General features: G+C 64.2%; 21 protein-coding genes. 3 read left to right on the top strand and 18 right to left on the bottom strand.

The window, feature by feature from the left end; translation table 11 throughout:
* The 11 genes from ABT24_RS06105 to ABT24_RS06055 form a co-directional block, all read right to left on the bottom strand.
* A complete protein-coding gene (locus ABT24_RS06105; protein WP_172979059.1) occupies positions 1-162 on the bottom strand; it encodes a hypothetical protein in 162 nt (53 codons plus the stop codon).
* A complete protein-coding gene (locus ABT24_RS06100) occupies positions 159-902 on the bottom strand; it encodes a COG4280 domain-containing protein (protein ID WP_276727420.1) in 744 nt (247 codons plus the stop codon). Before ABT24_RS06100 ends, ABT24_RS06105 begins: the two co-directional genes overlap by 4 nt.
* Complete coding sequence (locus ABT24_RS06095; RefSeq protein ID WP_276727417.1) at positions 902-2,002, bottom strand: ABC transporter ATP-binding protein; 1,101 nt, start codon at positions 2,000-2,002, stop codon at positions 902-904. The genes ABT24_RS06100 and ABT24_RS06095 overlap by 1 nt, the downstream gene beginning before the upstream one ends.
* Before the next feature lie 3 nt (positions 2,003-2,005).
* Positions 2,006-3,727, bottom strand: coding sequence for an ABC transporter permease (locus ABT24_RS06090; protein WP_276727414.1), 1,722 nt, complete (start codon positions 3,725-3,727; stop codon positions 2,006-2,008).
* 19 nt (positions 3,728-3,746) lie between these two features.
* Positions 3,747-4,778 carry an ABC transporter substrate-binding protein gene (locus tag ABT24_RS06085; protein WP_276727412.1) on the bottom strand — a complete coding sequence of 344 codons (1,032 nt, stop codon included), beginning with the start codon at positions 4,776-4,778 and terminating at the stop codon, positions 3,747-3,749.
* A complete protein-coding gene (locus ABT24_RS06080; RefSeq protein ID WP_286737516.1) occupies positions 4,778-5,041 on the bottom strand; it encodes an energy transducer TonB in 264 nt (87 codons plus the stop codon). Before ABT24_RS06080 ends, ABT24_RS06085 begins: the two co-directional genes overlap by 1 nt.
* A complete protein-coding gene (locus tag ABT24_RS06075; RefSeq protein ID WP_276727406.1) occupies positions 4,990-5,541 on the bottom strand; it encodes a hypothetical protein in 552 nt (183 codons plus the stop codon). Before ABT24_RS06075 ends, ABT24_RS06080 begins: the two co-directional genes overlap by 52 nt.
* A complete protein-coding gene (locus ABT24_RS06070) occupies positions 5,538-5,945 on the bottom strand; it encodes an ExbD/TolR family protein (protein ID WP_276727403.1) in 408 nt (135 codons plus the stop codon). The genes ABT24_RS06075 and ABT24_RS06070 overlap by 4 nt, the downstream gene beginning before the upstream one ends.
* A gap of 92 nt (positions 5,946-6,037) precedes the next feature.
* Positions 6,038-6,754: a MotA/TolQ/ExbB proton channel family protein gene (locus ABT24_RS06065; protein ID WP_276727400.1), complete on the bottom strand. Its 717-nt coding sequence runs from the start codon at positions 6,752-6,754 to the stop codon at positions 6,038-6,040.
* 90 nt (positions 6,755-6,844) lie between these two features.
* On the bottom strand, positions 6,845-9,256 hold the full coding sequence (locus ABT24_RS06060; RefSeq protein ID WP_276727397.1) for a TonB-dependent receptor: 2,412 nt from the start codon (positions 9,254-9,256) through the stop codon (positions 6,845-6,847).
* Between the two features lie 85 nt (positions 9,257-9,341).
* Entirely contained in the window at positions 9,342-10,019 is a 678-nt protein-coding gene (locus ABT24_RS06055) for a winged helix-turn-helix domain-containing protein (protein WP_276727395.1), read from the bottom strand.
* Positions 10,020-10,109: 90 nt separating this feature from the next.
* Here ABT24_RS06055 and ABT24_RS06050 point away from each other — a divergent pair, with 90 nt between their 5' ends.
* Entirely contained in the window at positions 10,110-10,958 is an 849-nt protein-coding gene (locus ABT24_RS06050; protein ID WP_276727392.1) for a DMT family transporter, read from the top strand.
* Positions 10,959-11,303: 345 nt separating this feature from the next.
* Here the strand turns inward: ABT24_RS06050 and waaC are convergent, their stop codons facing one another.
* The 5 genes from waaC to ABT24_RS06025 form a co-directional block, all read right to left on the bottom strand.
* Positions 11,304-12,320, bottom strand: a complete 1,017-nt coding sequence (gene waaC / locus ABT24_RS06045) for a lipopolysaccharide heptosyltransferase I (RefSeq protein WP_276727388.1) — start codon at positions 12,318-12,320, stop codon at positions 11,304-11,306.
* On the bottom strand, positions 12,317-13,216 hold the full coding sequence (kdoO, locus tag ABT24_RS06040) for a Kdo hydroxylase KdoO (RefSeq protein WP_276727385.1): 900 nt from the start codon (positions 13,214-13,216) through the stop codon (positions 12,317-12,319). The genes waaC and kdoO overlap by 4 nt, the downstream gene beginning before the upstream one ends.
* A gap of 49 nt (positions 13,217-13,265) precedes the next feature.
* Positions 13,266-13,778, bottom strand: a complete 513-nt coding sequence (locus ABT24_RS06035; RefSeq protein WP_286737513.1) for a TIGR00645 family protein — start codon at positions 13,776-13,778, stop codon at positions 13,266-13,268.
* A gap of 54 nt (positions 13,779-13,832) precedes the next feature.
* Positions 13,833-16,010 (bottom strand): methionine--tRNA ligase, encoded by a 2,178-nt coding sequence (gene metG / locus ABT24_RS06030; RefSeq protein WP_276727382.1) that lies wholly within the window; start codon positions 16,008-16,010, stop codon positions 13,833-13,835.
* 70 nt (positions 16,011-16,080) lie between these two features.
* Positions 16,081-18,171, bottom strand: a complete 2,091-nt coding sequence (locus ABT24_RS06025; protein WP_276727379.1) for an FUSC family protein — start codon at positions 18,169-18,171, stop codon at positions 16,081-16,083.
* A gap of 80 nt (positions 18,172-18,251) precedes the next feature.
* Between ABT24_RS06025 and ABT24_RS06020 the strand changes: the two genes are divergently transcribed.
* Complete coding sequence (locus tag ABT24_RS06020) at positions 18,252-19,256, top strand: ketopantoate reductase family protein (RefSeq protein WP_276727376.1); 1,005 nt, start codon at positions 18,252-18,254, stop codon at positions 19,254-19,256.
* A gap of 181 nt (positions 19,257-19,437) precedes the next feature.
* Here ABT24_RS06020 and phaP read toward each other — a convergent pair whose 3' ends face one another.
* Both phaP and ABT24_RS06010 read right to left on the bottom strand, forming a co-directional pair.
* Positions 19,438-19,998 (bottom strand): TIGR01841 family phasin, encoded by a 561-nt coding sequence (phaP, locus tag ABT24_RS06015; protein ID WP_013105286.1) that lies wholly within the window; start codon positions 19,996-19,998, stop codon positions 19,438-19,440.
* A 224-nt stretch (positions 19,999-20,222) separates the two neighbouring features.
* The gene (locus tag ABT24_RS06010; RefSeq protein ID WP_276727725.1) at positions 20,223-21,245 is read right to left on the bottom strand and encodes an inositol monophosphatase family protein; all 1,023 of its coding nucleotides are present in this window, start codon (positions 21,243-21,245) and stop codon (positions 20,223-20,225) included.
* A gap of 61 nt (positions 21,246-21,306) precedes the next feature.
* Here ABT24_RS06010 and ABT24_RS06005 point away from each other — a divergent pair.
* The coding region (locus tag ABT24_RS06005; RefSeq protein ID WP_286737509.1) for an RNA methyltransferase at positions 21,307-21,741 on the top strand (435 nt) is incomplete at its 3' end.

Below are 21,741 nucleotides of genomic sequence, written 5' to 3'. Positions count from 1 at the left end.
TCAGACTGCCTGCCAGAACGTCGCAGCGATCAGTGCGGCTACTAGCACCCAGCCGCTGGCTGCAGGCTGCCATTGCGCGGCGCCCCAGGCCAGCGCCACGGCCACGGCCACCGAGGCCACATTGCGGGCGTCGCCGAAGATGAGTTGCAAGACTTTTTTCATGCGCGGGCTCCTTGGGGGGTGAGTTGCGGTACGCGCAGCTTGAATGCAGACAGGCGGCCCGCGACGACATAAACGGCGAACAGCAAGAGCAGCGTGGCATCGCCCAGTGGCCACACTTTGGCTTCGTCGAGCAGGCCGCCAAGGCTCCAGAAAGTGCCGAAGGCGAGCAGGGCGCAGGCCACGGTGAACTTGAGGGTGTTCTCAGGCACTTTGGTCAGCGGTGCGCGCAGCACCAGGCCCATCGCGATGACGGCGAGCAAGGCGGCCACCGCGCTGCCCGCCGCCTGTCCGTAGCTGATGGAGCGGCCCAGCGCCACCACCAGCAGCCAGACTTCCAGCCCTTCGAGCAGCACGCCCTTGAAGGCCACGGCCCAGGCGACGCGGGCTTCGGCGTGGTCGATTTTGTGGCGGGTTTCGGCAAATTCCTTGGCTTCGTCGTGCAGCTTGGTGCGTCCGGCGTAGCGGCGGATGGCTTTGACGTACCAGCGCAGACCGAACAGCAGCAGAAACAGGCCGATGGCAGCGCGGATGAGGTCGATGTCGGCCTGCACCACATTCAGCGCCGTGCCGGTGACGACGATGAGCGCGGCCACCACCGCCAATGCGGCGGCGGCTGCTCCGGCGGCGCGGGCCCAGCCGATGGTCAGCGCCACGGCAAGCACGATGGTGAAGGCTTCCACCCACTCGACGGCGGAGGCCAGGAAAATGGCGGTCATACCGCCCCATTGGGTTGCGTTCATCAGGTGAGTTCCTCTGTCGTTGTTTTGCGTGTGGGATTCATGGTGGGGTAGAACAGGGTTTGCTCGGCGGCGATGCGCAAGGAGACGGTACTGCCCGCAGCAGGCGCAAGGTCATCGGGCACAGGCAGGCGCAGAGTCACGCCGTGCAGGTCGATGCGCAATTCGGTGTGCTCGCCCACGGTGAGGCGACTGAGCACCCGGGCTTGCACCGGCCACAGCAGAGCGTCCTGGTTGACGCGGGCATGGGGGAGGTGCAGCGCCGTGGTGCGCAAATACAGGCAGAGCGGCCCATCGGCCAGCGCCTTGCATTGCGGCGGGGCACACACCTCACCCCAAGGCGCATGCAAGCGCCCGGCACGCAGCTGCGCTGGCCACGGCCCATGCGCCCCGGTGAAGTGGGCGACGAACTCGGTTGACGGCTGGCGCAACAGGGCGCGCGGGCTGCTGAGCTGCAGCAGGCGGCCTTGCGCCATCACCCCCACGCGGTCGGCCAGGGCCAGGGCTTCGCGGTGGTCGTGGGTGATGTAGAGCGCGCTGATGCCGTGCTCGCGCACCACGCTGCCGATGAGATCGCGCAGTTCTTCGCGCAGCCCGGCGTCGAGGTTGGACAGCGGTTCGTCGCATAACAGCAGCCGAGGCCGCACCGCGAGCGCGCGGGCCAGCGCCACGCGCTGCTGCTGCCCGCCGGAGAGGGCGTGCGGATATCGCTCGGCCAGATCGGCCAGGCCCACATCGGCCAGCATGGCGCGGGCTTGCTCGCGCGACTTGTCGCGGCCCAGGCGGTGCAGCGGCAGGGCGACGTTGTCGAGGGCGCTCAAGTGCGGCCACAGCGCATAGTCCTGGAACACCATGCCGAGCTGGCGCTGCTCTGGCGGCAGAAAGGGGCCGCCCGCGGCGTCGATCACGGTGGCGCCCAGGCGCATGCTGCCGCCATCGAGCCGCTCCAGTCCGGCCACCAGGCGCAGCAGCGTGGTTTTGCCCGAGCCGGAGGGGCCGAGCAGACAAAGGATCTCGCCTTCCTGCAGTTGCAGGCTGAGGTCGTGCAGCGCGGTGGTGCCGCCGAAGCGCTTGCGCGCCGAATCGATGTGGAGCAGGGTCATGGTTCAGTGGGCGCCGAGTTGGCGCCAAGCCACGGGGGTGAAGCGCTGATAGACCCAGCGCGCCAGCAGCGCGAAGGCCAGCAGCACCGCCATGCCCAGCACCTGCAGCCGTGCCTGCTGATGCAACTGGAAACCCCCGGCGTATTGCAGCAGCGCCACGGCCAGTGGCGGATGCCCGGCGGGGTAGAGCAACTCAGAGGCCGGCAGCTCGAAGGCAATCGACAGCACCGCCAGCAGCCAGCCATAGAACAAGGCGCCGGACAACAGCGGTAAATGAATATGGCGCAGGGTTTGCCAGCGCGACAGTCCATGCACCCGCGCCGCGTCGGCCAGTGAGCGGTGCAACTGCGCCACCGGCCCCATGAGCACGCGGCTGGTGGCGGGCACGGCCAGCGCCACATAGGCCATGCCCAGCAGCAGACTGCCGCCATACAGCGGCGCGTAAGGCTGGTTGTAGGCCTGCAGATAGGCGGCGGCCAGCACGATGAGCGGCAACGCCATCATTGCCAGCAAGGCCACGTCGAGCAGGCGGCCCACGCGACCGGGGCGGGCGATCATCCAGGCAATCGGCAGGGCGATGCCCACCGTCAGGCTGGCGGCCACCAGCGCCAGTTGCAGCGAATAGCCGATGGCGGCAAGCAGCGGCGGCAGTGACGCGGCAATCTGCATCCAGCCCGCCTTGGGCCAGGCCACGCCCAGTGCGGCGAAGCTGGGCAGCGCCAGGGCGAACAGGCCCAGCGCGATCAGCAAAACGCCGTGCAGCAACTGATGGCTGGCCCGCAGCCGCACCCGCGCGGCGGGGCGGTGCTTGGCGCCCAGGGTCTGGTGCTGGCTGGCGCGTTGCCCCACGCGGTTCTGCAGGATGAGCGCGGGAATCACCAGCCCGAGCAGCAGCCAGGACGTGGCCGCGGCCAGCGGAAAGTTCAGCGGCATGCCGTTGACCGCCTGATAGATGGCATACGTGCCCATGGTGAAACCGCTACTCGCACCCAGCGTGGCCACCACCGCGAAGTTGCGCAGCGATTCGGCGTAAGCGATGGCAAACCCGGCTGCCAGCGCGGGCAGCAGGGCGTTGAGCCCGAGCCGCAGCCGCCACAGCCTGGACAGGCCATGCACGCGCGCCGCCTCCTGCTGTGCCGCGCTGGTGTGGCGCAGGCTGCCTTGCGCCACCAGAAACACATAGGGCACGACCTTGAGCGCCAGAGTGATGACGATGCCCACCGGCCCGAGCAGCCATTGCGCCGCATGCAGCGCCGCGGGCCATGCGGCCAGCGGGCCGATGGGCGCGGCCAGCAGCATCCATCCCGAGGCGAGGAAGAAGTCGGGGAAGATCAGCAGCAGCCACACCCCGGCCTCGATCCAGCCACGTCCGTGCAGATCGGTGCGTTCGCGCAGCCAGGCCAGCCACAGACCGAACGGCAGCGCCGCAGCGCCCACGGTAAGCGCCACCCACAGCGAGTTGAACAGGGCGTGGAGTTCATAGCCCTGCACGGCGTGAAGCATGGGTTCAAGTGTGGGCCGCAGGTCGCCTTGCAGCAGATGCGGCATCGCCGCCGAGAGCAGAAAGCCCAGCAGCGGATAGGCCCAGAGTGCGATGAATACGGCGGCGGCGAGCAGCAGACCGAGGCGCGATACCCAATGTCGCAGACCAGCCGCCCTGCGGCCAGCCGCTGTTGAGGCGTCGGCGCCGGGCAGCCAGTTCATGGCTTGAAGCAGGGCGATCATGGTGCGTCGCTGTTCAATCTCAGCGGGCGATGTGCGCGGTGAACCAGTCGATCACCTGCGGCTCTTTCGGCCCCCAGACCGCAGGGTCGATCACCAGCGGCTGCACCGTGCCCAGTTGCTTGAGGCTGGGCAGCGGGGCGACGCCCTCGACCAGGGGCAGGTAGTTGGAATCTGCATTGGCATCACCCTGCTGCATCGCGGCCTGTCCCGCTGGCGACAACACCCATTGCACAAAGCGCTGCGCCTGCTGTTCGAGCGGGCCGGAAACCTGTTTGCCGATGGCCAGATCGGACGGCAGCACCGTGGCCGGAGCCGGGGTGGCGATGCGCAGACCGGGCATTTCGTGCAGGAAGCCGATGGCCGCCGAACTCTGCACCACGGCAGCGTCGATCTGACCGTATTGCAGCGCGCGCAGGGTCACGCTATTGGTGGGGAAGACCTTGAGGTCGTTGGCCTTGAGGCGCGCGAAAAACGCCTTTCCAGGCGCATCGCCCAGGTGTTGCAGCAGACCAGCGACCAGTGGATAAGTCGGCCCGGAGATGGCCGGGTTGTCCATGCCCACCTTGCCGCGCAGCGCGGGCTTGGCCAGATCGTTCCAGGTCTTGGGCCAGTCGGCCGCAGCGATGGCCTTGGGGTTGTAGAGGATGACGCCGGCATAGGTCACGCCCACTGGCTGCCAGCAGTGGCTGGGCGGCACGAGTTGCTGGCCCAGCGCGGTGTAGCGCACCCCGGGCGTCCAGCCGCACTGCAGCAGGCCCTGCGCGGCAAAGGTCTGCATGGCCTGGTTGCCGTCGAGCCAGAGCACGTCCCACTGCGGGTTGCGGCTTTCGGCCTGCACCCGCGCCAGCAGCGGGCCGGTGCTCAGGTGAATGAGGTTGACCGGAATGCCGGTGGCCCGGGTGAAGGCCTGCGCCACATGCTGGTCATAGCCCATGGCGCCATAGACGGTCAGGGTGGCGGCCTGTGCCGTGCCAAGGGCGGCGGCGCAAAGCGCGGTGCTGCCCAGCAGGCGCGCCAGCTTGTTGACGAAAGAACGGGTGGAGACTGACATCAGGAATCGCTCAGGTGAAACCGCACCCAGATGGTGAAGGCCATGTTCTTGCCTTGCAGTTCCTTGGGTGTTGCGGGGTAGGGGGCGTTGCGCACGGCTTCCAGCGCGGCATGGTCGAGCAGGTCGGCGCCGCTGGAGGTGACGACGCGCAGATGGCTGACGGCGCCGTCGCGGAAGTCGAAGCCCACCAGCGTCTTGCCGGTGAGCTGCATCATGCGGGCGGCCTGCGGATAGCGCACGGCGGCCTGGATGGCGCTGCGCAACTCGGCCTCGAAAGTGGCCTTGATCGAGGCCACATCCGGCGCTGGGGGGCGGGGGGCTGCGGCGGTGCGGGCGGAGTGGGCGCGGCCACCGGCATGGCGGGCCTGGTGTCGGGCGCGGGTGCGGGCGGCGCCTGCACCTTGGGCGTGGGTTCGGGATCGGGTTGTGGTGCAGGCTGCGGCGGCGGTGGCTGCACCGACTTAGGTTGCACCTTGTGGACGATAGGCTTGGGCAGTGGCTTGACCACCGGCTTGGGCACGGGTTTGGGCTCCGGCGGCTTAGGCGTGGGCGGGGTCACGGTCTTGGGGGCGGGCTTGGGCGCTTCGAGCACGATCTGCACGGGCGACGGCGGGGGCGGTGGCGCAGGGTGGCTGCTCCACCACACGATGGCGACGATCAGTGCCGCTTCGAGCAACAGCGCCGCCAGCGCAGCCAGGGGCCAGCGTTTGCCGTCCTGGTCTTCGCGCCACGGGGCGGGGGGATGATGCAGCACGGCGCTCATTGCCCGCCGTCCCCGGCCTGCCGGGCTGCCAGCCCGATTTTTGTGACCCCGGCAACGCGGCAGGCGTCCATGACCGTCATGAGTTGCTGCAGAGAAACGTCTTGTTCCCCGGCGATGGTGACCTGCATCGCATCGGTGTCCGGCTTGCTCTTGAGCAGGGCGGTGAGTTGCTGCGGCGACAGCACCTTGCTGTCGTAGTGAATGGCGCCGGACTTGTCCACCGCCAGGGTGATCTGCGGCTTGGGCATGCTCTGCGCGGTGGAACTGGTGGGCAGGCGCGAGGCGATGCCCGCGTCTGGAATCATGTGCAGCGTGACCATGATGAAAAACACCAGCAGGAAAAACATGATGTCGATCATCGGAATGATCTCGATGCGCGCTTTTTTCGCTTCAAAATATTTCATGGCGGATCAAACAAAAATGCCGCGGCGATTGCGCCGCAGCCCAAGCGTGCGAACTCCAGCGCACGCGACCTGGAGAAGTTGTGCGAACGGCGTCAGGCCATCTTTTGCTGCAGAGTTGCGGCCGGCTGTGCCGCCGGGCGCACGGCCTGCCCGTTCTGCGCCACGACCACCGGGCGCACACCGCCCTCGCGGTAATGCGGGTACATGCGGTTGGACAGCATGAGCTTGATGCGCTCGAGCTGATGCATCACCAGGCGCACGCGCTGGTTGAGCGCGTTGAAGGCCACCAACCCGAGCACGGCGATGAACAGCCCCGCAGCCGTGGCCAACAGCGCTTCGCCCACGCCGCCGGTGACCGCTTGCGTGGCCGCCCCCGGGTTGGACAGCGCCGAGAAGGTGTTGAACATGCCGATGATGGTGCCCAGCAGACCGAGCAGCGGCGCCAGGGTGACGATGGTGTCGAGCATCCACAGCCCGCGGTCGATGCGCGGGGCCTGATCCATCACCGCTTCTTCCAGCCGGTCGGTGAAGTGATCGAGCGGGTCGGCCAGGTCGTGCTGCAGCGCCACGGCGACCACCTGCGCCGCGGGCGAATCGGCGTCATCATCCACCTTGGCTTTGAGCTGCTTCACATCCACATGCGCGTGGCTCTTGAGCTCGCGGATCCAGCCTTTGGCCGAAGCCAGCATGCGCGAAATCGCCCAGAAGCGCTCCACGCTGACGGCCAGCGCGATGAACAACAGCAAGGCCATGATGTAGAGAATCCCGCCCGAGGTCTGGGCCAGGTGGGTGAGGGTGTCGAGAGACATGATCTAACTCCAGATGTTCAAGGAACAAGTGTGCAGTTTGACCGGCCCAGGTGAAGAGCCGATGACGGATTGCGAGCAACCGGATTAACGTCAAAAACTTGCACTCAGACTGGCGTAAAGCGTGCGTGGCGCACCCGGAAGCCCCAGAATCTGCCCTTGCGAATTGCCGCCTAGCAGGCCACCGCTGGTCACTTCCTCAAACGGGTTGTATTGTTTGTTCAGCACGTTAAGAACATTCACGCTGAAACGTACGTCGTGCACGGCTGCATGGCTGAAGGGTACTTCGCCATCGAGCCCGACATTCAGCAGACCATAGGCAGGGATGGTTTTCTGGCTTGGGGCTCCGAGATTATTGTCGAACATATGCTGTTTGCCGACATATTGATACCATATGCGAGGTGTTAACAATATTCCAGAGATGTAGTCTTCGTAGGCAAATCCGACATTGAAAGTCTTGTTGGGTACGTTTGAGACGGGAAGTCCTGCATAACTCACGCCGCCTGTTGTGTAGTTATTGAAATCGGCGCTCTCAAAATTCATGTTGGCAAACGCGTGCAGGTTGTAAAGTATGTCGTCCGCTACCGCGATGTTGAAGCCCTTGTAAACCGAATCGCCATTGGCGTCGCCGAGGAAATTACCGTTTGCGTCACTCAGCGTGATGTACTGGTTCGTATAGTGTAGGTGGTAATACGACACACTCAGCAAGAAGTTGCGCAGCATTCCATCGTTTTTCACATGCATCTTGAACCCGAGGTTGTAGTCCGTGCTCTTTTCCAGGTTGTAAACCGGGGGCGTGGACTGATAAATACCCCCGCCGCCGCCGACCTGTGGCTCTTTGTACGCCACTGCATAGTTTCCAAACAGCGCCAGCGTCGGTGTGATGCGCCAGTTGGCGGCGATCGACGGTTCGGTCTCATGATGTGTCACGTTCGCCGCAGGCAATTTGCCCTGGTCGTGCTGCGGATACAGTGCGTAGGCTTGGCTGAAATCGCTCTGCCCAGCAGGGTAGTAATTTGTTTGATAGTTGATAAACCGGATACCTGGAGTGATTTCGAAGTTCGCAATGGGACTGATCTTATCTTGCATGAACAGCGCTAGATCGGTCTGATCCCAATAATCGCTGCGATATTTTGCGTTTGGCACACCCTGGCTGCCGTTATAAGGCGGATTTGTATTGTAGAATGCGTTTCTGGAATTGTAATGGCTTTTCAGGAAAAAACCACCTAGACTCACAAGATTATGAGGTAATGAAATATCTGCCCAGGCTTTGTCGCCATAAACCTGCGTGCTTGGGTTGTTGTATTCGTAAAGATTCGCAGGATTGCTCAGGCCATAATTATTGTAGTGATAATGCAGGCGTTCACCCATTCGATACCATACTAGATTGTGCAGTGACAAGGTGTCGTCCACCTGAATATTGGCCTTGCCATAAATGATGCGCGTCTTGTTGGTGTCGTCTTTGAACCAGACGTTGGCAGGGATTGAACTGTAATAGCCGGATGTGGATTGGCTGTACAAGGGTGTGTTCGGAGTGCCATCCAGTGTGACGCCACTGATCGGCTGCAAAGGGATCGGCACTGGGCGATATCCCTGACCTTCAGCCTGATAAAAGCCCAAGGAAAAATCGCCTTTTTCGAATGTCTTGCGTGTTTTCAGGAACCAGGCGTAGTTATGGCTATGGTTTTTGAAACCGTCGCTGCTGGTGCGATAACTGTCGGAGGAACCTACTCCTCCGGCGAGAACTGTGGCCCAGCCGTCGTGCATGCCGCTTTGCAGACTCAACGACAGATTGCGTGCGCCATAGCTGCCGACACTCAGACCGACCGTGCCGCCAGCCTTGGCTGTGGGCTGCAGCGGCACGAAAGCAATTTCGCCGCCGATGTTGTTGTACCAACGATCTTTGGCGCTGCCTGGGCCATAGGTGATGCCGATTCCCTGTAGGAGGCCAAGCTGCGGCACTTGCGGCGATTCCCACAATCCGGTCGATGGATTCGACATGGGGACGCCATCGAAGGTCACGGCAATGCTGCCGTTATCGATTTGGCCGCCTGAAAACCCGCCCCAACCCTGTTTGATGCCATTGATACTGATGGAGGTTTTGGTCGATCCCGTCGCTCCATAGCCCGTTACGCCAACTCCGGGGGCCAGCGAGAGGGCTTGCGCGCTGCCGCCGACGGGGCCTGCTGCTTGTAACTCTCGCTTACTGAGTACTTTGATCGATTGGTCCGACTTGAACACATGGGTTTGTTCAAGCTTGGTTGCCTCGTGACTTTTCGCCGGCTGAGGTTTCTGACCTTCCTGCCCGCCCGCCTGCACCGTGCCCAGATTCTCGGGAGAGGTCTGCGCGTGGGCTGCGGCAAACGGCATGACGAGCAGGGCGGCCAGGACGGACTCGGTGAGTCGCGATGGCTTGAAGGTGGGTCGATGGCGAGACATGACTGATTGCTCCCTTGGGCGGTGGCGGGTGGGTTGACGAAAGCTGTCATTCCATTCCTGCGACATGTCCGCGGGGTTGCAAGAACCTGTCTGAATCCTGTCCAGCCGTGCCAAAGATGTAAACAAATCTTGACAGTGCGAATGCTTCGCTTCACTGCATCGACTTTTCCGTGGCCCAGCGATACCCCGCGCCATGCACGGTTTGCACACGCTGATGCAGATCATGCGGACGAAGGTGCCGACGCAGGCGAGCCACCGCGGTGTGTACGGTATCGGCGTGCGCGCGTGCGGGAATGTCCATGGCCAATCGCAGCTCTTGCGGGCTCAGGATGTCGCCCGGACGTGCGCCCAGAGCCCACAACAGCAGAAACTGCTGCGAGGGCAGACTGAGGCAATGATCCTGAATGCGGAGCGTCCGCGTTTGTCCGTCGAGCTCCAGAAGGGGTTCCAGCTGGACGCGGTGCCCAGTCTGCGGTGCGAGGCGTTCACGCAGGCGAGCGAGCTGGGCGCGTATGAGCTGCGGCGGGCTGTCGATCGGCAGCAGGGCATCGGCGCCCGCGTTTAGCGCAGCCATGGCGCCGGGTGAGGCGCAGTCTGGCAAAAAGGCGATGACGCGGGACGTTTGGCCTCCGAGAGGATGTCGCAGGCGCATCAGCCAGTTGGTCAGTTCATGCACGTCCTCGCCGCTGATAGCCAGTACGGCCCAGGCATCACCGACTTTCAGCCGTCGTAGGGCCTCATCGGCATCGACAGGCTGGCTGTTCCTGTCCTGGCAGGGTGTGGGGGCTGAGGCAAATTGAAGCGATAGAACAGAATGTTTGATCGGCACGATCTGGGCAGGTGGTCCGCTAATGAGAGCCAAGTGTGCGTAACCGTTTTGACAAAAGCATGACAGGTCGGCCCACTACCATGCGCAGCGATGAAACTCAGCACCCAAGCCAATCTCTACGCCCTCGGCGCCATTGCCCTGTGGGCAACGCTCGCTACCCTGGGGGTGGCGCTTTCACAGGTGCCGGCCTTCGCGCTGACCGGAGTGGCACTGATCATCGGCAGCGTGCCGACGTGGGGCCATTGGCGGCAGTGGCGCGTGTCTCGCGCGGCGTTGGCGTTGGGCGTGTATGGCCTGTTCGGATTCCATTTTCTGTTGTTCATCGCCTTGCGCCACGCGCCGCCGGTGCAGGCCAATCTGGTGAATTACCTCTGGCCCATGTTCATCGTGGTGCTGGCGCCGCTGCTCTTGCCCGGGGTGCGCCTGCGGTCTGCGCATGTGCTGGCGGCTGGCCTGGGCTTTCTGGGGGCGGGGCTGGCGATTCTGGGCGGCCACTCGTTAGAGGCGGCCTGGGCCTGGGGCTACCTTCCGGCCATGGGATCGGCGCTGATCTGGGCCACGTTCTCGCTGGGTAGCCGCCGCATGGCGCAGTCGGGCAAGGGGTTTCCCACGGCGGCGCTGGGCTTGTTCGGCCTGATTTCCGGCCTGCTCGCGCTGGGCTGCCATGTCTGGCTGGAACCGCCTTTGCACCTCGGCCTGCGCGATGGCCTGCTGATCGTGGTGATGGGTCTGGGGCCCCTGGGCGGCGCCTTTTTGTTGTGGGACCGGGCGCTGAAACTGGGTGATCCGCGCACCATCGGGGTGTTGAGCTACCTCACGCCTTTGGCGTCGACCCTGCTGCTGATTGCCGTGACCGGGCGCGCGCTGACGATCTGGATCGGTCTGGCAACGGTGCTGATCGTCGGCGCCGCGTTGTTGGCCGTGCGAGTGAAAGACTGAGTTTTTTCATCAGGTAGCGTGATTTTGGCGGGCCACACAGGCCGATCTCGATGCGCTCACCGCAGATCGGCAACTACAGGCAACTACCCCACGCGCAAGCTGGGGTTGCTGGGAGCCAGACAAGCCCTATACGAACTTGCCCTGATTGGCCAGGGTTTGCCCTTGCTGCAAGTCCGCGGCTCGCCAGCCTAGGGTGCGCCCCGTGGCGCTATTCAGCCAGTGGATTTGCGGTGTGACCAATATATCGGCTCGGTGTTCTGGTGGCCGCTGCAGGAGCACGGCCAGACGCACCGACATGGCGGCCGCATAAGCACCGCATCATCAACGCGGGATGCGAAGGGCGGGTCAGCGCAATTCTTCGACCGCTTGCCAGGCGGCGTCAATGCTCGGCGTAATGCCATCGCCGCCAAGGGTGCGGGCCAGGTGGGGGGATGTGGGGGTGAACAGCTCGGGCCCGGTGCTGACGAACAGTCCCACCACCGGGCGACGCAGCGCCGCGGCGAGATGGGTGAAGCCGGTATCGACGCCCACCACCAGCCGACTCTGCGCAATGACGGGCAGCATGTCGAGCAGGCTGCGGCGGTCGAGAATCGCCGCGCTGCCCGCCGGAAGCGCGGCGATGATGCGCTGCGCACGCTCCTGCTCGGCGGCGTTTCCCCAGGTCAGTTGCAGCCGCAGCCCAGCCTGCACCAGACGGGCGGATAGCGCCTGCCAGTGGTCGAGCGGCCAGAGCTTTTCCGGCTTGGAAGCGCCATGCGCGAGGAAGACGGTATCGGCCTTGGCAGCGCCTGGCTCGCGGGCGTAGCGCTGATCGATCGCATAGTCCACTGGGCCGTGCAGGTCGGTGTCGAGCACGGCCTGCGCAAACACCCGCCGCCCCTCGGTGCCATGCAAGCCGACGGGTCGGGCGAAATGCAAGTGGTAAGCGCGAGCGGCGAGCGGTTCGCCGCCGCAGTCTTGCGCGCGATAGCCGACGCGCAGCGCGCCACGCGCTAGACGGGAGATGATGGCGCTTTTGAGCACGCTGTGCGGGTCCCAGATCAGGTCGTAGCGCTCGGCGCGCAGGGCGCGTAGCACAGCGCGCAACTCGCGCCATGCGGCGAGGCTGCGCTGCTGCTGCACCGCCTTGAGCGGCAGGGCAAAGACCTGACGCACGGCGGGGTGCAGCCGCGGAATGTCGGCGAAGCGGGCATCGACCGCCCAATCGATTTCGATGCCGGGCCAGCGTGCGGCGATGTCGGAGACGGCGGGCAGAGTCTGCACCTGATCGCCCATGGCGGACAACTGCACCAGCAGCATGCGCTGCGGGGCTGACGGCAGGGCGCCCTGACCCCACCGCAGTGGGAGCTGCGCTCGCGTCATGCGGCGGGCAGCAAGGCTTTGCCCATCAGGTCTTCGAGCACCTTGAGCGGCGCGGTGTGCGGATAGAGCTGGTGCCGAGGTTCGAGGTAGAAGGTTTGCTCCATCATGTATTGCCCGCCCATGACGGCGTGCAGCACCTGATCGGAAAACACTACCCAGGTCGTGCCCGGCGCGAAGTCCACACTGCGCTGCGGCGCGTCTTTCTGATAGGCCAGATCGGCCTTCATTTTGTCGTGCAACTGCAGCATGTAGTGGTCGTAGTCGGTGCGATGCGATTTGGTGATTTTGAGCGCGCGCAACACCGCCGCCGAGCCGGGCACGGGGGGGGTGAGCCGTGGTGCAAAGCGCTGCAGAAATTCGGGGAAGGGCTCGCCCACCCGCCACTGACGCGGCCGCCCTTCGGGATTGAGGTTGGTGAATACGCGCAGCAGCCGCACGCCATGAATCGGGTTGGAGGGGAAGGCATCGACGTGCAGCCGGGTGTCGTCTTTGCGCCAGCTCGTCTCGCGGCCCTCGACCTGAATTGGGCGATACGAGGCCTTGGCCGCGCGCAGCTTGCCCCGATAGTGCGGAAACAGCCGGTCGACCAGGGACTGGGCCTGATGGGAGAATCGCTGAATCATGTCGCGCAATTCGGCCTGGTCTTGCGGGCTGCCCGACGCGCCGCGAATGCTGCCGTCATCGCGCAGGCTGATGTTTTTGGCTTTGCCGTCGCTGATGGCCGGGGTGAGAAAGCGGCGCTCGCTTGCGCTCAGTTCGAAGTGCAGCTGTGGGAAGCACAGCACATGGCCGCCTTCGAGCAGATGCTCCACCCCGGCGGTGGGTGCGCGCTCGGTAGGGCTGGCATCCCAGGCGGTATCGGGAAAGTTGCGGATGGTGTCGTCGAGTGCGGCCATATGACCTCCTGCAAAAAATAGACTGCCTACGGTGCACAGAATAGGGTGCTCAGTGATTGTCCGCCTTGATGCCCGACAGCCGGTCCATGAGCGCAAACATCACGCCGGAGAACACCAGCACCAGATGGATGGCGATGGCCCACGCCATGTCGTCACGGCTAGCTTGGCGCACATTGATGAAATATTTGAGCAGTTCGACCCCCGAGATCGCCACGATGGAGCCGATGAGTTTGAGCTTCAGATCGGAAAAGGTGACGTGGCCCATCCAGCTGGGGCGGTCTTCGTGGTCGCCGGTGTCGATCTTGGAGACGAAATTCTCGGAGCCGGCAAAAATGATGATGATCAGCAGATTGGCCACCAGGGCGATGTCCACCAAAGACAGAATGGCCAGCATGGCCTCGCCGCCCGTGCCGGAAAACACCACGGACACCGCGCCGACGAAGGTTTTGACAAACTTCACCAGCAGCAAAACGATGCCCAGCACCAGGCCGATATAGAACGGCGCCAGCAGCCAGCGGCTGCCGAAAATCAGAACTTCCAGAGCATGTTCGACGCGTTTCATGAGGGCTTTGCGAAAAGGAGAGACGGAGATGCGCGCGACTGTAACGAGGCTGCGTTACCGCACCCGCATGCCGGGCTGCGCTCCCGTATGCGGTTCGAGAATGTAGAGGCCGGGCTGCGCCTTTTCGTCGGCGGCGCTGGCGGCCAGCACCATGCCTTCGCTCAGGCCGAACTTCATCTTGCGCGGCGCGAGGTTGGCGACCAGCACGGTGAGCTTGCCGATCAGGTCTTCAGGCTTGTAGGCGCTGGAGATGCCGGAGAACACATTGCGGGTGCGCGGCTGGCCGTCGGGCGTGGTTTCGCCCACGTCGAGAGTCAGGCGCAGCAGCTTGGTCGAGCCTTCCACGGCTTCGGCGTGCTGGATGCGGGCGATGCGCAGATCGATCTTGGCGAAGTCGTCGATGGTGATGAAGGGGTCTTGCGTGGCGTCGGCAGTCGGTGCTGTGGGCGTCATGGCTTGGGCGGCGGGCTTGGCGGTAGGCTTGGCAACAGGTTTGGCAGCGACTGGCGCTGCGGGCGGATCGGTCTCGAACAGGGCGTCGAGGCGCTTGGGGTCGATGCGGTGCATCAGGTGCTGATAGGGCGCGGCGTGTTGCGGCAGTTCGGTGGCGTCGCTCCAGACGAAATCGCGCTCCAGCCCGAACAGCTCGCGCGCCACGCGAGCGGTGAGCGCGGGCAGCACCGGGCTGAGCATGACCGACAGCAGCCAGAACCCGGCCAAGGCCTGCGAGCAGGCGTCTTGCAGCTCGGCGCGGCGGGCTTCGTCTTTCGCCAGAATCCAGGGCTGGGCGGCGTCGAAGGCGGTGTTGATGCGGTCGGCGTAGGCCATGATTTCGCGCAGCGCACGGGCGTATTCGCGCGCTTCGAAAGCAGCGGCCACGTCGTCGGCCAGCGCCTTTGCGGCGTCGCGCAAATCGCCGGTGTTGTGGGCATAACCCAGCTTGCCGTCGAAGTATTGGCTGATGAATTTGGCGGCGCGGCTGGCGATGTTGACGTACTTGCCGATCAGGTCGCTGTTGACCCGGGCGACAAAATCTTCCGGCGTGAAGTCCACGTCTTCCACCCGCGCGGTCAGCTTGGCGGCGAGGTAATAGCGCAGCCACTCGGGGTTGAGGCCGATGTCGAGGTATTTCAACGGCGAAATGCCGGTGCCCCGGCTTTTGCTCATCTTCTCGCCACCGACAGTGACAAAGCCGTGCACATTGATCTGGCTTGGCGTCTTGCGGCCCGAGAAGTGCAGCATGGCCGGCCAGAACAGGGTGTGGAAATAGACGATGTCCTTGCCGATGAAATGCACCTGCTCCACCGCCGGATCGGCGACGAAGGCGTCGAAACTCTGGGCGGTGCGCGAGGGCGCGTGCCAGTGCTGTGCGGCCTGCCCCTTGTCGAAATGGTTTTTCAGGCTGGCGAGGTAGCCGATGGGGGCGTCGAGCCAGACGTAGAAGTATTTGCCCGGCGCGTCGGGAATTTCGATGCCGAAGTAGGGGGCGTCGCGCGAGATGTCCCAGTCGGCCAGGCCGCCGTGGCCGTTTTCGTCGGTGGTGAACCACTCGCGCACCTTGTTGAGCACTTCGGTTTGCAGATGCGGCTGACCGTGGGCGTTGGCGGCCTGCGTCCAGTCGCGCAAATAGTCGGCGCAGCGGTCGGACGAGAGCTGAAAGAAGTAGTGCTCGCTCTTGCGCAGCTCGGGCGTGGCGCCGGAAAGTGTGGAATAAGGGTGCTTGAGTTCGGTGGGCGCGTACACCGCCCCGCATACCTCGCAGGCGTCGCCGTACTGATCGGCCGCGCCGCACTTGGGGCACTGCCCTTTGATGTAGCGGTCGGGCAGGAACATGCCCTTGACCGGATCGAAAAACTGCTCGATGTCGCGCATCGCAATCAGGCCGTTCTTGCGCAGCGCGCGGTAGATGTCCTGCGCGAGTTGATGGTTTTCCGGCGCGTCGGTGTTGTGCCAGTTGTCGAAGCGGATGTGAAAGCCGTCGAGGTATTGCGCCCGCCCGGCGGCGATGTCGGCGACGAACTGCTGCGGCGTCTTGCCCGCCTTGTCGGCGGCGATCATGATGGGCGCGCCGTGGGCATCGTCGGCGCCGACGAAGTGCACCTCATGGCCCTGCATGCGCTGAAAGCGCACCCAGGTGTCGGCCTGGATGTATTCCATGATGTGGCCGATGTGGAACGGGCCGTTGGCGTAGGGCAGGGCGGTGGTGACGAAGAATCGGCGCTTGGAAGTCATGGTGAACGGGGTGGAGTGCGCCCGGCCGGGAGTGCCGGGGCGTGCGGGCGTTGCCGCACAAACAACTATTTTAGGTGGCGACGGGCGAAAGGATTTGACGCGACAACTGGGCGATCGTGCGCCCTTCCGCTTCCACCTCGCGCAGGCGGCGCTCGATCGGGGTGTCGATGGCGCCGGTTTCGGCCGCTTCGATGCACACTGCCTGCCCATCCTGGTCGAGACAGCCTTGCAACAGGGCAAGGGTGTGGCGCAGGCGGGCCTGCTCGGCGGCAGACAGCACCCGGTCGCCGCGCTGCGCCCTGAGCACGCGCAAGGTGGCGAGGTGGGCGCTGAGCAGATCGCTGTGGGCGATGAACTCGGCGAGTTCGCGCCGCATGCGCTGATGCTGACGCGGCTCTTCCAGCATGCGAGCGTGCAGGCCGCCTACGGCGGCGAGCGCGTCTTGAATGCGCTTGCGCTCGCGGCGGTAGTTCAGGTCGCTGATCTGCTGCGGGTCGAGCACGGCCTGCGCATAGCCCAGCGCGGCGCGCTGCAAGGCATCGACCTGGCGGCGCAGATCGTTGGCCTCCCACCTGGGCAGCACAAAGCTGAAAGCCCAGGCCAGCGCCGCGCCGATCAGCGTGTCTTGCAGGCGCTGGGTGACCAGAAACTGGGTGCCCGGCTCCAGCAAGGCCACGAGCAGCAGGGCGTTGACGCTGGCGAACAGGGCCGTGAAGCGGTAGTTGAGGGTGATGAAGGTGCGCGCAAAGGCCAGGGAGACGAACACCCCCAGCGTCATCACCCCCAACGACGGGTGGGTGGAGAGCAGGGCCGCAACCAGTATGCAGCCCAGCAACGTGCCCAGCACACGGTCTTTGATGCGCTGGCGGGTGACGCTGTAATTCGGCCGCAGAATCACGCCGATGGTCAGCAACACCCAGTAGTCGTGCGGGTGATAGGGCAGGGCGCGCAGCACCAATTCGCCTGCGAACAAGGCCAGCGCCAGGCGGATGGCATAGCGCAGGATGGGTGATTCAAAGCGGATGGATTGCCAAAGCGCGTTCGGGTCGTAGCGCAGCGGGCTGAGAAAGGCCTGCAGATCCATGCCTTGCAGCGGATCGGGCTGAGTCGGCGACCCGACGGGTTTTTCTTGAGCGAGCAGATCGCTGATGCGCTGAAACTTGTCGGCACTGGCGCGCAAGGCCATGCGGGCCTGCTCGAATTCGGCGCTGGGCTGGCTGGGCTGCAGGGTGGCGAGTGCGTGCTCGATGGTTTGCGCGCAGGGCAGGTGGGCGGGCAGGGTGTTGGCCGGCCTGCCGCGCAACAAGGCGTCGGCGCGCTGGTCGAGGGCATCGCCGATGCGTTGCGCCCAGTCGCGCAGCGCATCGGGCACGGGCGTGGCGTCGAACTGCTTGAGAATCAGGTCGCCATCGGTCTGGCCGGCCAGCAGGGCTTCGTTGACCTCCAGCAGCAGAATGAGCCGCGCCGCCAGGGCGCGATCAGCCGCGGTGCGCACATCCCGGAGCACGATGTCGCGCGTGTTCTGCAAGGTGTCGTTGATCGCGGTGAGTTGCGCCACCGCGCCGCTCAATCCAGAAGACTGCCCGCCGAAGTGATTGGCCAGCCAATGCGCAAACTGGCCGAGCTGCGCCAGCAACTCGGCCAACGCCTGCTCTTTGGTTCGCCGACGCAGCCAGCGCGCCAGCAGCAGGGCATAGGCGGTGTAGAGCAATGCGCCGATGAAAAACAGCGTCACGGCCGCAGCCAGTTGCACCGGGCCTTGCAATGGCGGAGAACCCAAGGTGATGACCGAGATGAACAGCACGCTGAAACTCATCGCCAGCGCCCGCTTGCCCCACACGGCGATCAACCCGCTGATAAAACCCAGCACGGGAATAAGCACGATCTGCACCGCGGGCCACCACAGGCTGGCACCGACCAGCGCAAAGGCGACCGTGCTCGCCACGCTGGTAAACAACAACTCCACGCGCTTGACCCGGGTGGGCGCCGGGTTGTCGGCGAAGCACACGGTGAGCGCGCCGCTGCCCAGGGCGATCGCAGGGCCCAAGCCCGCGATTGCGTAGGTCGCCAAGCCGAACAGGGCGACGCCCACGGCCGACACCAGCCCGCTAGTGAAGTAGCGGCCGTGGAGCAGAACGAGGACTTGTCGCGGTGTCAGCATGGGAGGTGTTTTTTGCGTGCTATTGTCGTTGGAGAGTTGTCTATTTGCGCACGGCTGAACGTGCTACGAGGAGCAAGAGCATGGCATCCCCCTGGAAAATTCTGGTTGTTGGCGCGGGCGCCGTGGGCGGTACGCTGGCCGTTCGGCTTGCGGCAGCCGGACACACGGTCAGCGTGCTGGCGCGTGGCGCGCATCTGCAGGCGATTCAACGCGCCGGGCTGTGTCTGGAAGACCCGCAAGAGCGGGTTTGTGTCGAGGTGCAGGCCAGCGACGATCTGGCCGATTTCGCGCCGCAAGACCTCGTGATTCTGGGCCTGAAGGCGCATCAACTCGGCCCCGTTCTGCCGCAGCTTCGCCCTTTGCTGCATGCCGATACGGTTGTGCTGCCCGCCATCAACGGCGTGCCCTGGTGGTATTTCCACGCCGACGCCAGCCCGCAGGCGCGCACGGCGCAGGGGCGCACCGCGCATCTGGAAAGCATCGACCCCGGTGGCCGCTTGCTGGGCGCCATCGACCCGGCGCATCTCGTGGGCTGCGTCGTGCACGCCAGCGCCGAGGTGGCCAGCCCCGGCGTGATACGCGGCAATGGGCAATACCGCTATGTGATCGGCGAACCCATACACACCCGCAGCCCACGCGTGCAGGCGCTGGCCGATCTCTTGCGTGCGGCGGGCTGCGAGCCGGAAGTCACCGACCGCATCCGCGACGCCATCTGGATGAAACTCGTCGGCAATGCCACCTTCAACCCGGTGGCCGCGCTGACGCGAGCGCGCATGAACGCCATCTGCGACAACCCCGAACTCGTCGCCCTCATCCGCGACGGCATGGCCGAGATCATGGGCCTGGCGCGGGCCTATGGCTGCGATCCGCTGGTCAGCATCGATCAACGCATGGACATCGCCCGCGGCATCGGCCCGGTGAAAACGTCCACCCTGCAAGACCTGGAGCGCGGCCGCGCACTGGAGATCGCCGCCTTGCTGCACGCTCCGCTGGAAATGGCCCGCCTCGCCCACCATCCCATGCCCACTCTGCAAACGCTGAGCGCCCTGCTGGGTGAGCTTGATCGGCAGGTTTGCAAGGCTTGAAGATTGGCAAAAAAAAGCCGGTCAGAGACCGGCTGGAAGGGTACCTTTGGGGTACCGAGGAGACAACTGTTTGGGCGATAGGCGGCGCTTTTTGAATCGGCCGCTCAGCCTCATGCGCAGTCAACGCAGCGTGGGAGCAAAAGTTGACAAGCCGCCACACCGCGAAATAACGGCTGAACGATCAGGCCGCGGCGCGCTTGGCGGCGGTGCGGCTGGTGGTTTGCGCCGCTTTCATTGCGGTGCTGGTCACGGCGTTCATATTGGCTTCCACTGCTTCGGCGGCCTGCTTGGTGACTTTCTGCACCGAGTCATAGGCGTTGTTGGCGGCGTTCATGGCGCTTTTCATCATGGCCACGGCGGTTTCCGAACCGGCCGGGGCATTCTTGGCGGCGGATTCGGCCAGGTCCATGAACTTCTTGTGGGTTTCAGAAATTTGCGACTCGGCGGTCTTGGCCAATTCGGCCTGGGCGCCAGAGGCAATTTCGTAGGCATGACGTGAGTAGGACAGAACCTTCTCGGCCATCGGCTGCATCCAGCCCGATTGCAGGGTCGACAGCTCCTGCAGGTCTTTGACCGACAGAAGCGCCATGGTGTGATCGGCGCTTTCTTGCAGCGAGGTTTTGACGGCTTGCATGTTCAGGTCAACCAGTTTTTCCATGTTGTCCATGGACTTGGCGGCCAGACCGAAAAAGGTTTCGAACTGGGCTTTTTGTGCTGCGGCGAATTGCTCGGGGGTCATCATGATGTCTCTCCTGGGTTGAGGGCGTTGGCTGCGGTTTAACTGCTAAAGGGGGCGGCAGCCAACACATTTTGAACCCGCAACGGTGTCACGAAGATGACGGCCTTCTCAGGTTCATTTGTGCACTGCACAATCCATATTGTAGAGATGACTTCCTGAATTGCAAGAAAAATTTGTGCATTGCAGCAAAATTATTGAAATGTCAATAATTTCAATGAGTTGCCGATCTATTCCTTAGGGCGTTTGGGCTTGTAGACGGAAGGGGGAAGCGACTTTTCGGTTTGCCGCGGCTGGGCAACGTCGCTGGCTTTGATGCGGCGCGGTGCCGCTTTCACCCGTTTGCTTTCGGGTACGGCCAGAGTGCCCGATTTTTTGTCGGCCCCAGCAGTCATCAATTCGACTTGGGCGGCGGTTGCAGAGGCATCGGGCTCCGCGCGGCGCCCCGATTCTGCTGGGGAGACTTTGGAAAACCGCTGCAACAGGCTGACGATCTGACCATAGACGCGGGGCGTGGCGGCGAGCACTTCACCGGTGAAAAGGAAGTCGCCATCGCCGGCAAAATTGCCCACCAGGCCACCGGCCTCGGTGATCAGCAGACTGCCGGCGGCAATGTCCCAGGGTTTGAGCCCGGTTTCGAAAAATCCGTCGTAGCGCCCCGCAGCCACGTAGGCCAGGTCGATGGCGGCAGCGCCCGGGCGGCGCAGGCCGACGCAGCGCTGCGCCACGAGCTTGAACATTTCGAGATAGGTGTCGATGTCGTCGTTCTTGCGAAACGGAAACCCGGTGCCGATGAGACTGTCTTCCAGCCGCACGCGGTTGGAGACGCGGATGCGGCGGCTGTTGAGAAACGCCCCGGCGCCGCGCGTGGCGGTGAAGAGTTCGTCGCGGGTCGGGTCGTAAACCACGGCCTGTTGCACCACGCCGCGATGGGCCAGTGCGATGGAGACGGCGTACACCGGCATGCCGTGGATGAAGTTGGTGGTGCCATCGAGCGGGTCGATGATCCACTGATATTCCGACGAAGCATCGCCGAAGGCGCTGCCGGTTTCTTCCCCCAGAATGCCATGCTGCGGATAGGCCTTGAGCAGCACGTCGATGATGGCTTGCTCGGCGGCGCGATCGACCTCGGTGACGAAATCGTTGGCGGCTTTTTGCGCGACGCGCAGCAGGTCAATATCGAGACTCGCGCGGTTGATGATTTTGCCGGCTTCGCGCGCTGCGCGAACGGCCACATTGAGCATGGGGTGCATGGTGTCCTGGGCGCCAGCAACGACAATGGCGCGAGAAATTTCGGGAAGTGACAAAGAACAGATGAAAGACGCGCATTTTATCGACGCCGAGGCGGCCGCGTGTGCACCGTCGCTGGATGACACGGTCTTCGTGCTCGTGGGCACCAGTCATCCGGGCAATGTGGGCGCCGCGGCGCGCGCCCTCAAGAACATGGGTTTCGCCAACCTGCGGCTGGTCGCTCCGCGCTTTGCCGATGTGCTCACCCAGCCCGAAACCCTGGCTTTCGCCAGCGGCGCGGAAGATGTGCTGAAGACTGCACAAGTGCACGGAGAACTGGGTGACGCCGTGGCGGACTGTGGCGTGGTCGTGGCGCTGTCGGCGCGGGTGCGCGATTTCGGCCCTCCGCTGCACACGCCGGAGTGGTTGCCCCAACTGGCGCAGCGAAGTGCGGAGCAGGGGCGGCGCGTGGCCTTTGTTTTCGGCAGCGAACGCTTCGGGCTGAGCAACGCCGATGTG

The sequence above is a fragment of the Thiomonas sp. SCN 64-16 genome (assembly GCF_001725585.1).
Taxonomy (GTDB): domain Bacteria; phylum Pseudomonadota; class Gammaproteobacteria; order Burkholderiales; family Burkholderiaceae_C; genus Thiomonas; species Thiomonas arsenitoxydans.
Note: the sequence above shows the minus strand (reverse complement) of the source record. Positions and strands in the feature narration are given on the sequence as shown.

Coding starts and splice junctions, on each gene's coding strand:
- ABT24_RS06105 (WP_172979059.1), bottom strand. CDS start 162: ATGAAAAAAGTCTTGCAACTCATCTTCGGCGACGCCCGCAATGTGGCC.
- ABT24_RS06100 (WP_276727420.1), bottom strand. CDS start 902: ATGAACGCAACCCAATGGGGCGGTATGACCGCCATTTTCCTGGCCTCC.
- ABT24_RS06095 (WP_276727417.1), bottom strand. CDS start 2,002: ATGACCCTGCTCCACATCGATTCGGCGCGCAAGCGCTTCGGCGGCACC.
- ABT24_RS06090 (WP_276727414.1), bottom strand. CDS start 3,727: ATGATCGCCCTGCTTCAAGCCATGAACTGGCTGCCCGGCGCCGACGCC.
- ABT24_RS06085 (WP_276727412.1), bottom strand. CDS start 4,778: ATGTCAGTCTCCACCCGTTCTTTCGTCAACAAGCTGGCGCGCCTGCTG.
- ABT24_RS06075 (WP_276727406.1), bottom strand. CDS start 5,541: ATGAGCGCCGTGCTGCATCATCCCCCCGCCCCGTGGCGCGAAGACCAG.
- ABT24_RS06070 (WP_276727403.1), bottom strand. CDS start 5,945: ATGAAATATTTTGAAGCGAAAAAAGCGCGCATCGAGATCATTCCGATG.
- ABT24_RS06065 (WP_276727400.1), bottom strand. CDS start 6,754: ATGTCTCTCGACACCCTCACCCACCTGGCCCAGACCTCGGGCGGGATT.
- ABT24_RS06060 (WP_276727397.1), bottom strand. CDS start 9,256: ATGTCGCAGGAATGGAATGACAGCTTTCGTCAACCCACCCGCCACCGC.
- ABT24_RS06050 (WP_276727392.1), top strand. CDS start 10,110: ATGAAACTCAGCACCCAAGCCAATCTCTACGCCCTCGGCGCCATTGCC.
- waaC (WP_276727388.1), bottom strand. CDS start 12,320: ATGACGCGAGCGCAGCTCCCACTGCGGTGGGGTCAGGGCGCCCTGCCG.
- kdoO (WP_276727385.1), bottom strand. CDS start 13,216: ATGGCCGCACTCGACGACACCATCCGCAACTTTCCCGATACCGCCTGG.
- ABT24_RS06035 (WP_286737513.1), bottom strand. CDS start 13,778: ATGAAACGCGTCGAACATGCTCTGGAAGTTCTGATTTTCGGCAGCCGC.
- metG (WP_276727382.1), bottom strand. CDS start 16,010: ATGACTTCCAAGCGCCGATTCTTCGTCACCACCGCCCTGCCCTACGCC.
- ABT24_RS06025 (WP_276727379.1), bottom strand. CDS start 18,171: ATGCTGACACCGCGACAAGTCCTCGTTCTGCTCCACGGCCGCTACTTC.
- ABT24_RS06020 (WP_276727376.1), top strand. CDS start 18,252: ATGGCATCCCCCTGGAAAATTCTGGTTGTTGGCGCGGGCGCCGTGGGC.
- phaP (WP_013105286.1), bottom strand. CDS start 19,998: ATGATGACCCCCGAGCAATTCGCCGCAGCACAAAAAGCCCAGTTCGAA.
- ABT24_RS06010 (WP_276727725.1), bottom strand. CDS start 21,245: ATGCACCCCATGCTCAATGTGGCCGTTCGCGCAGCGCGCGAAGCCGGC.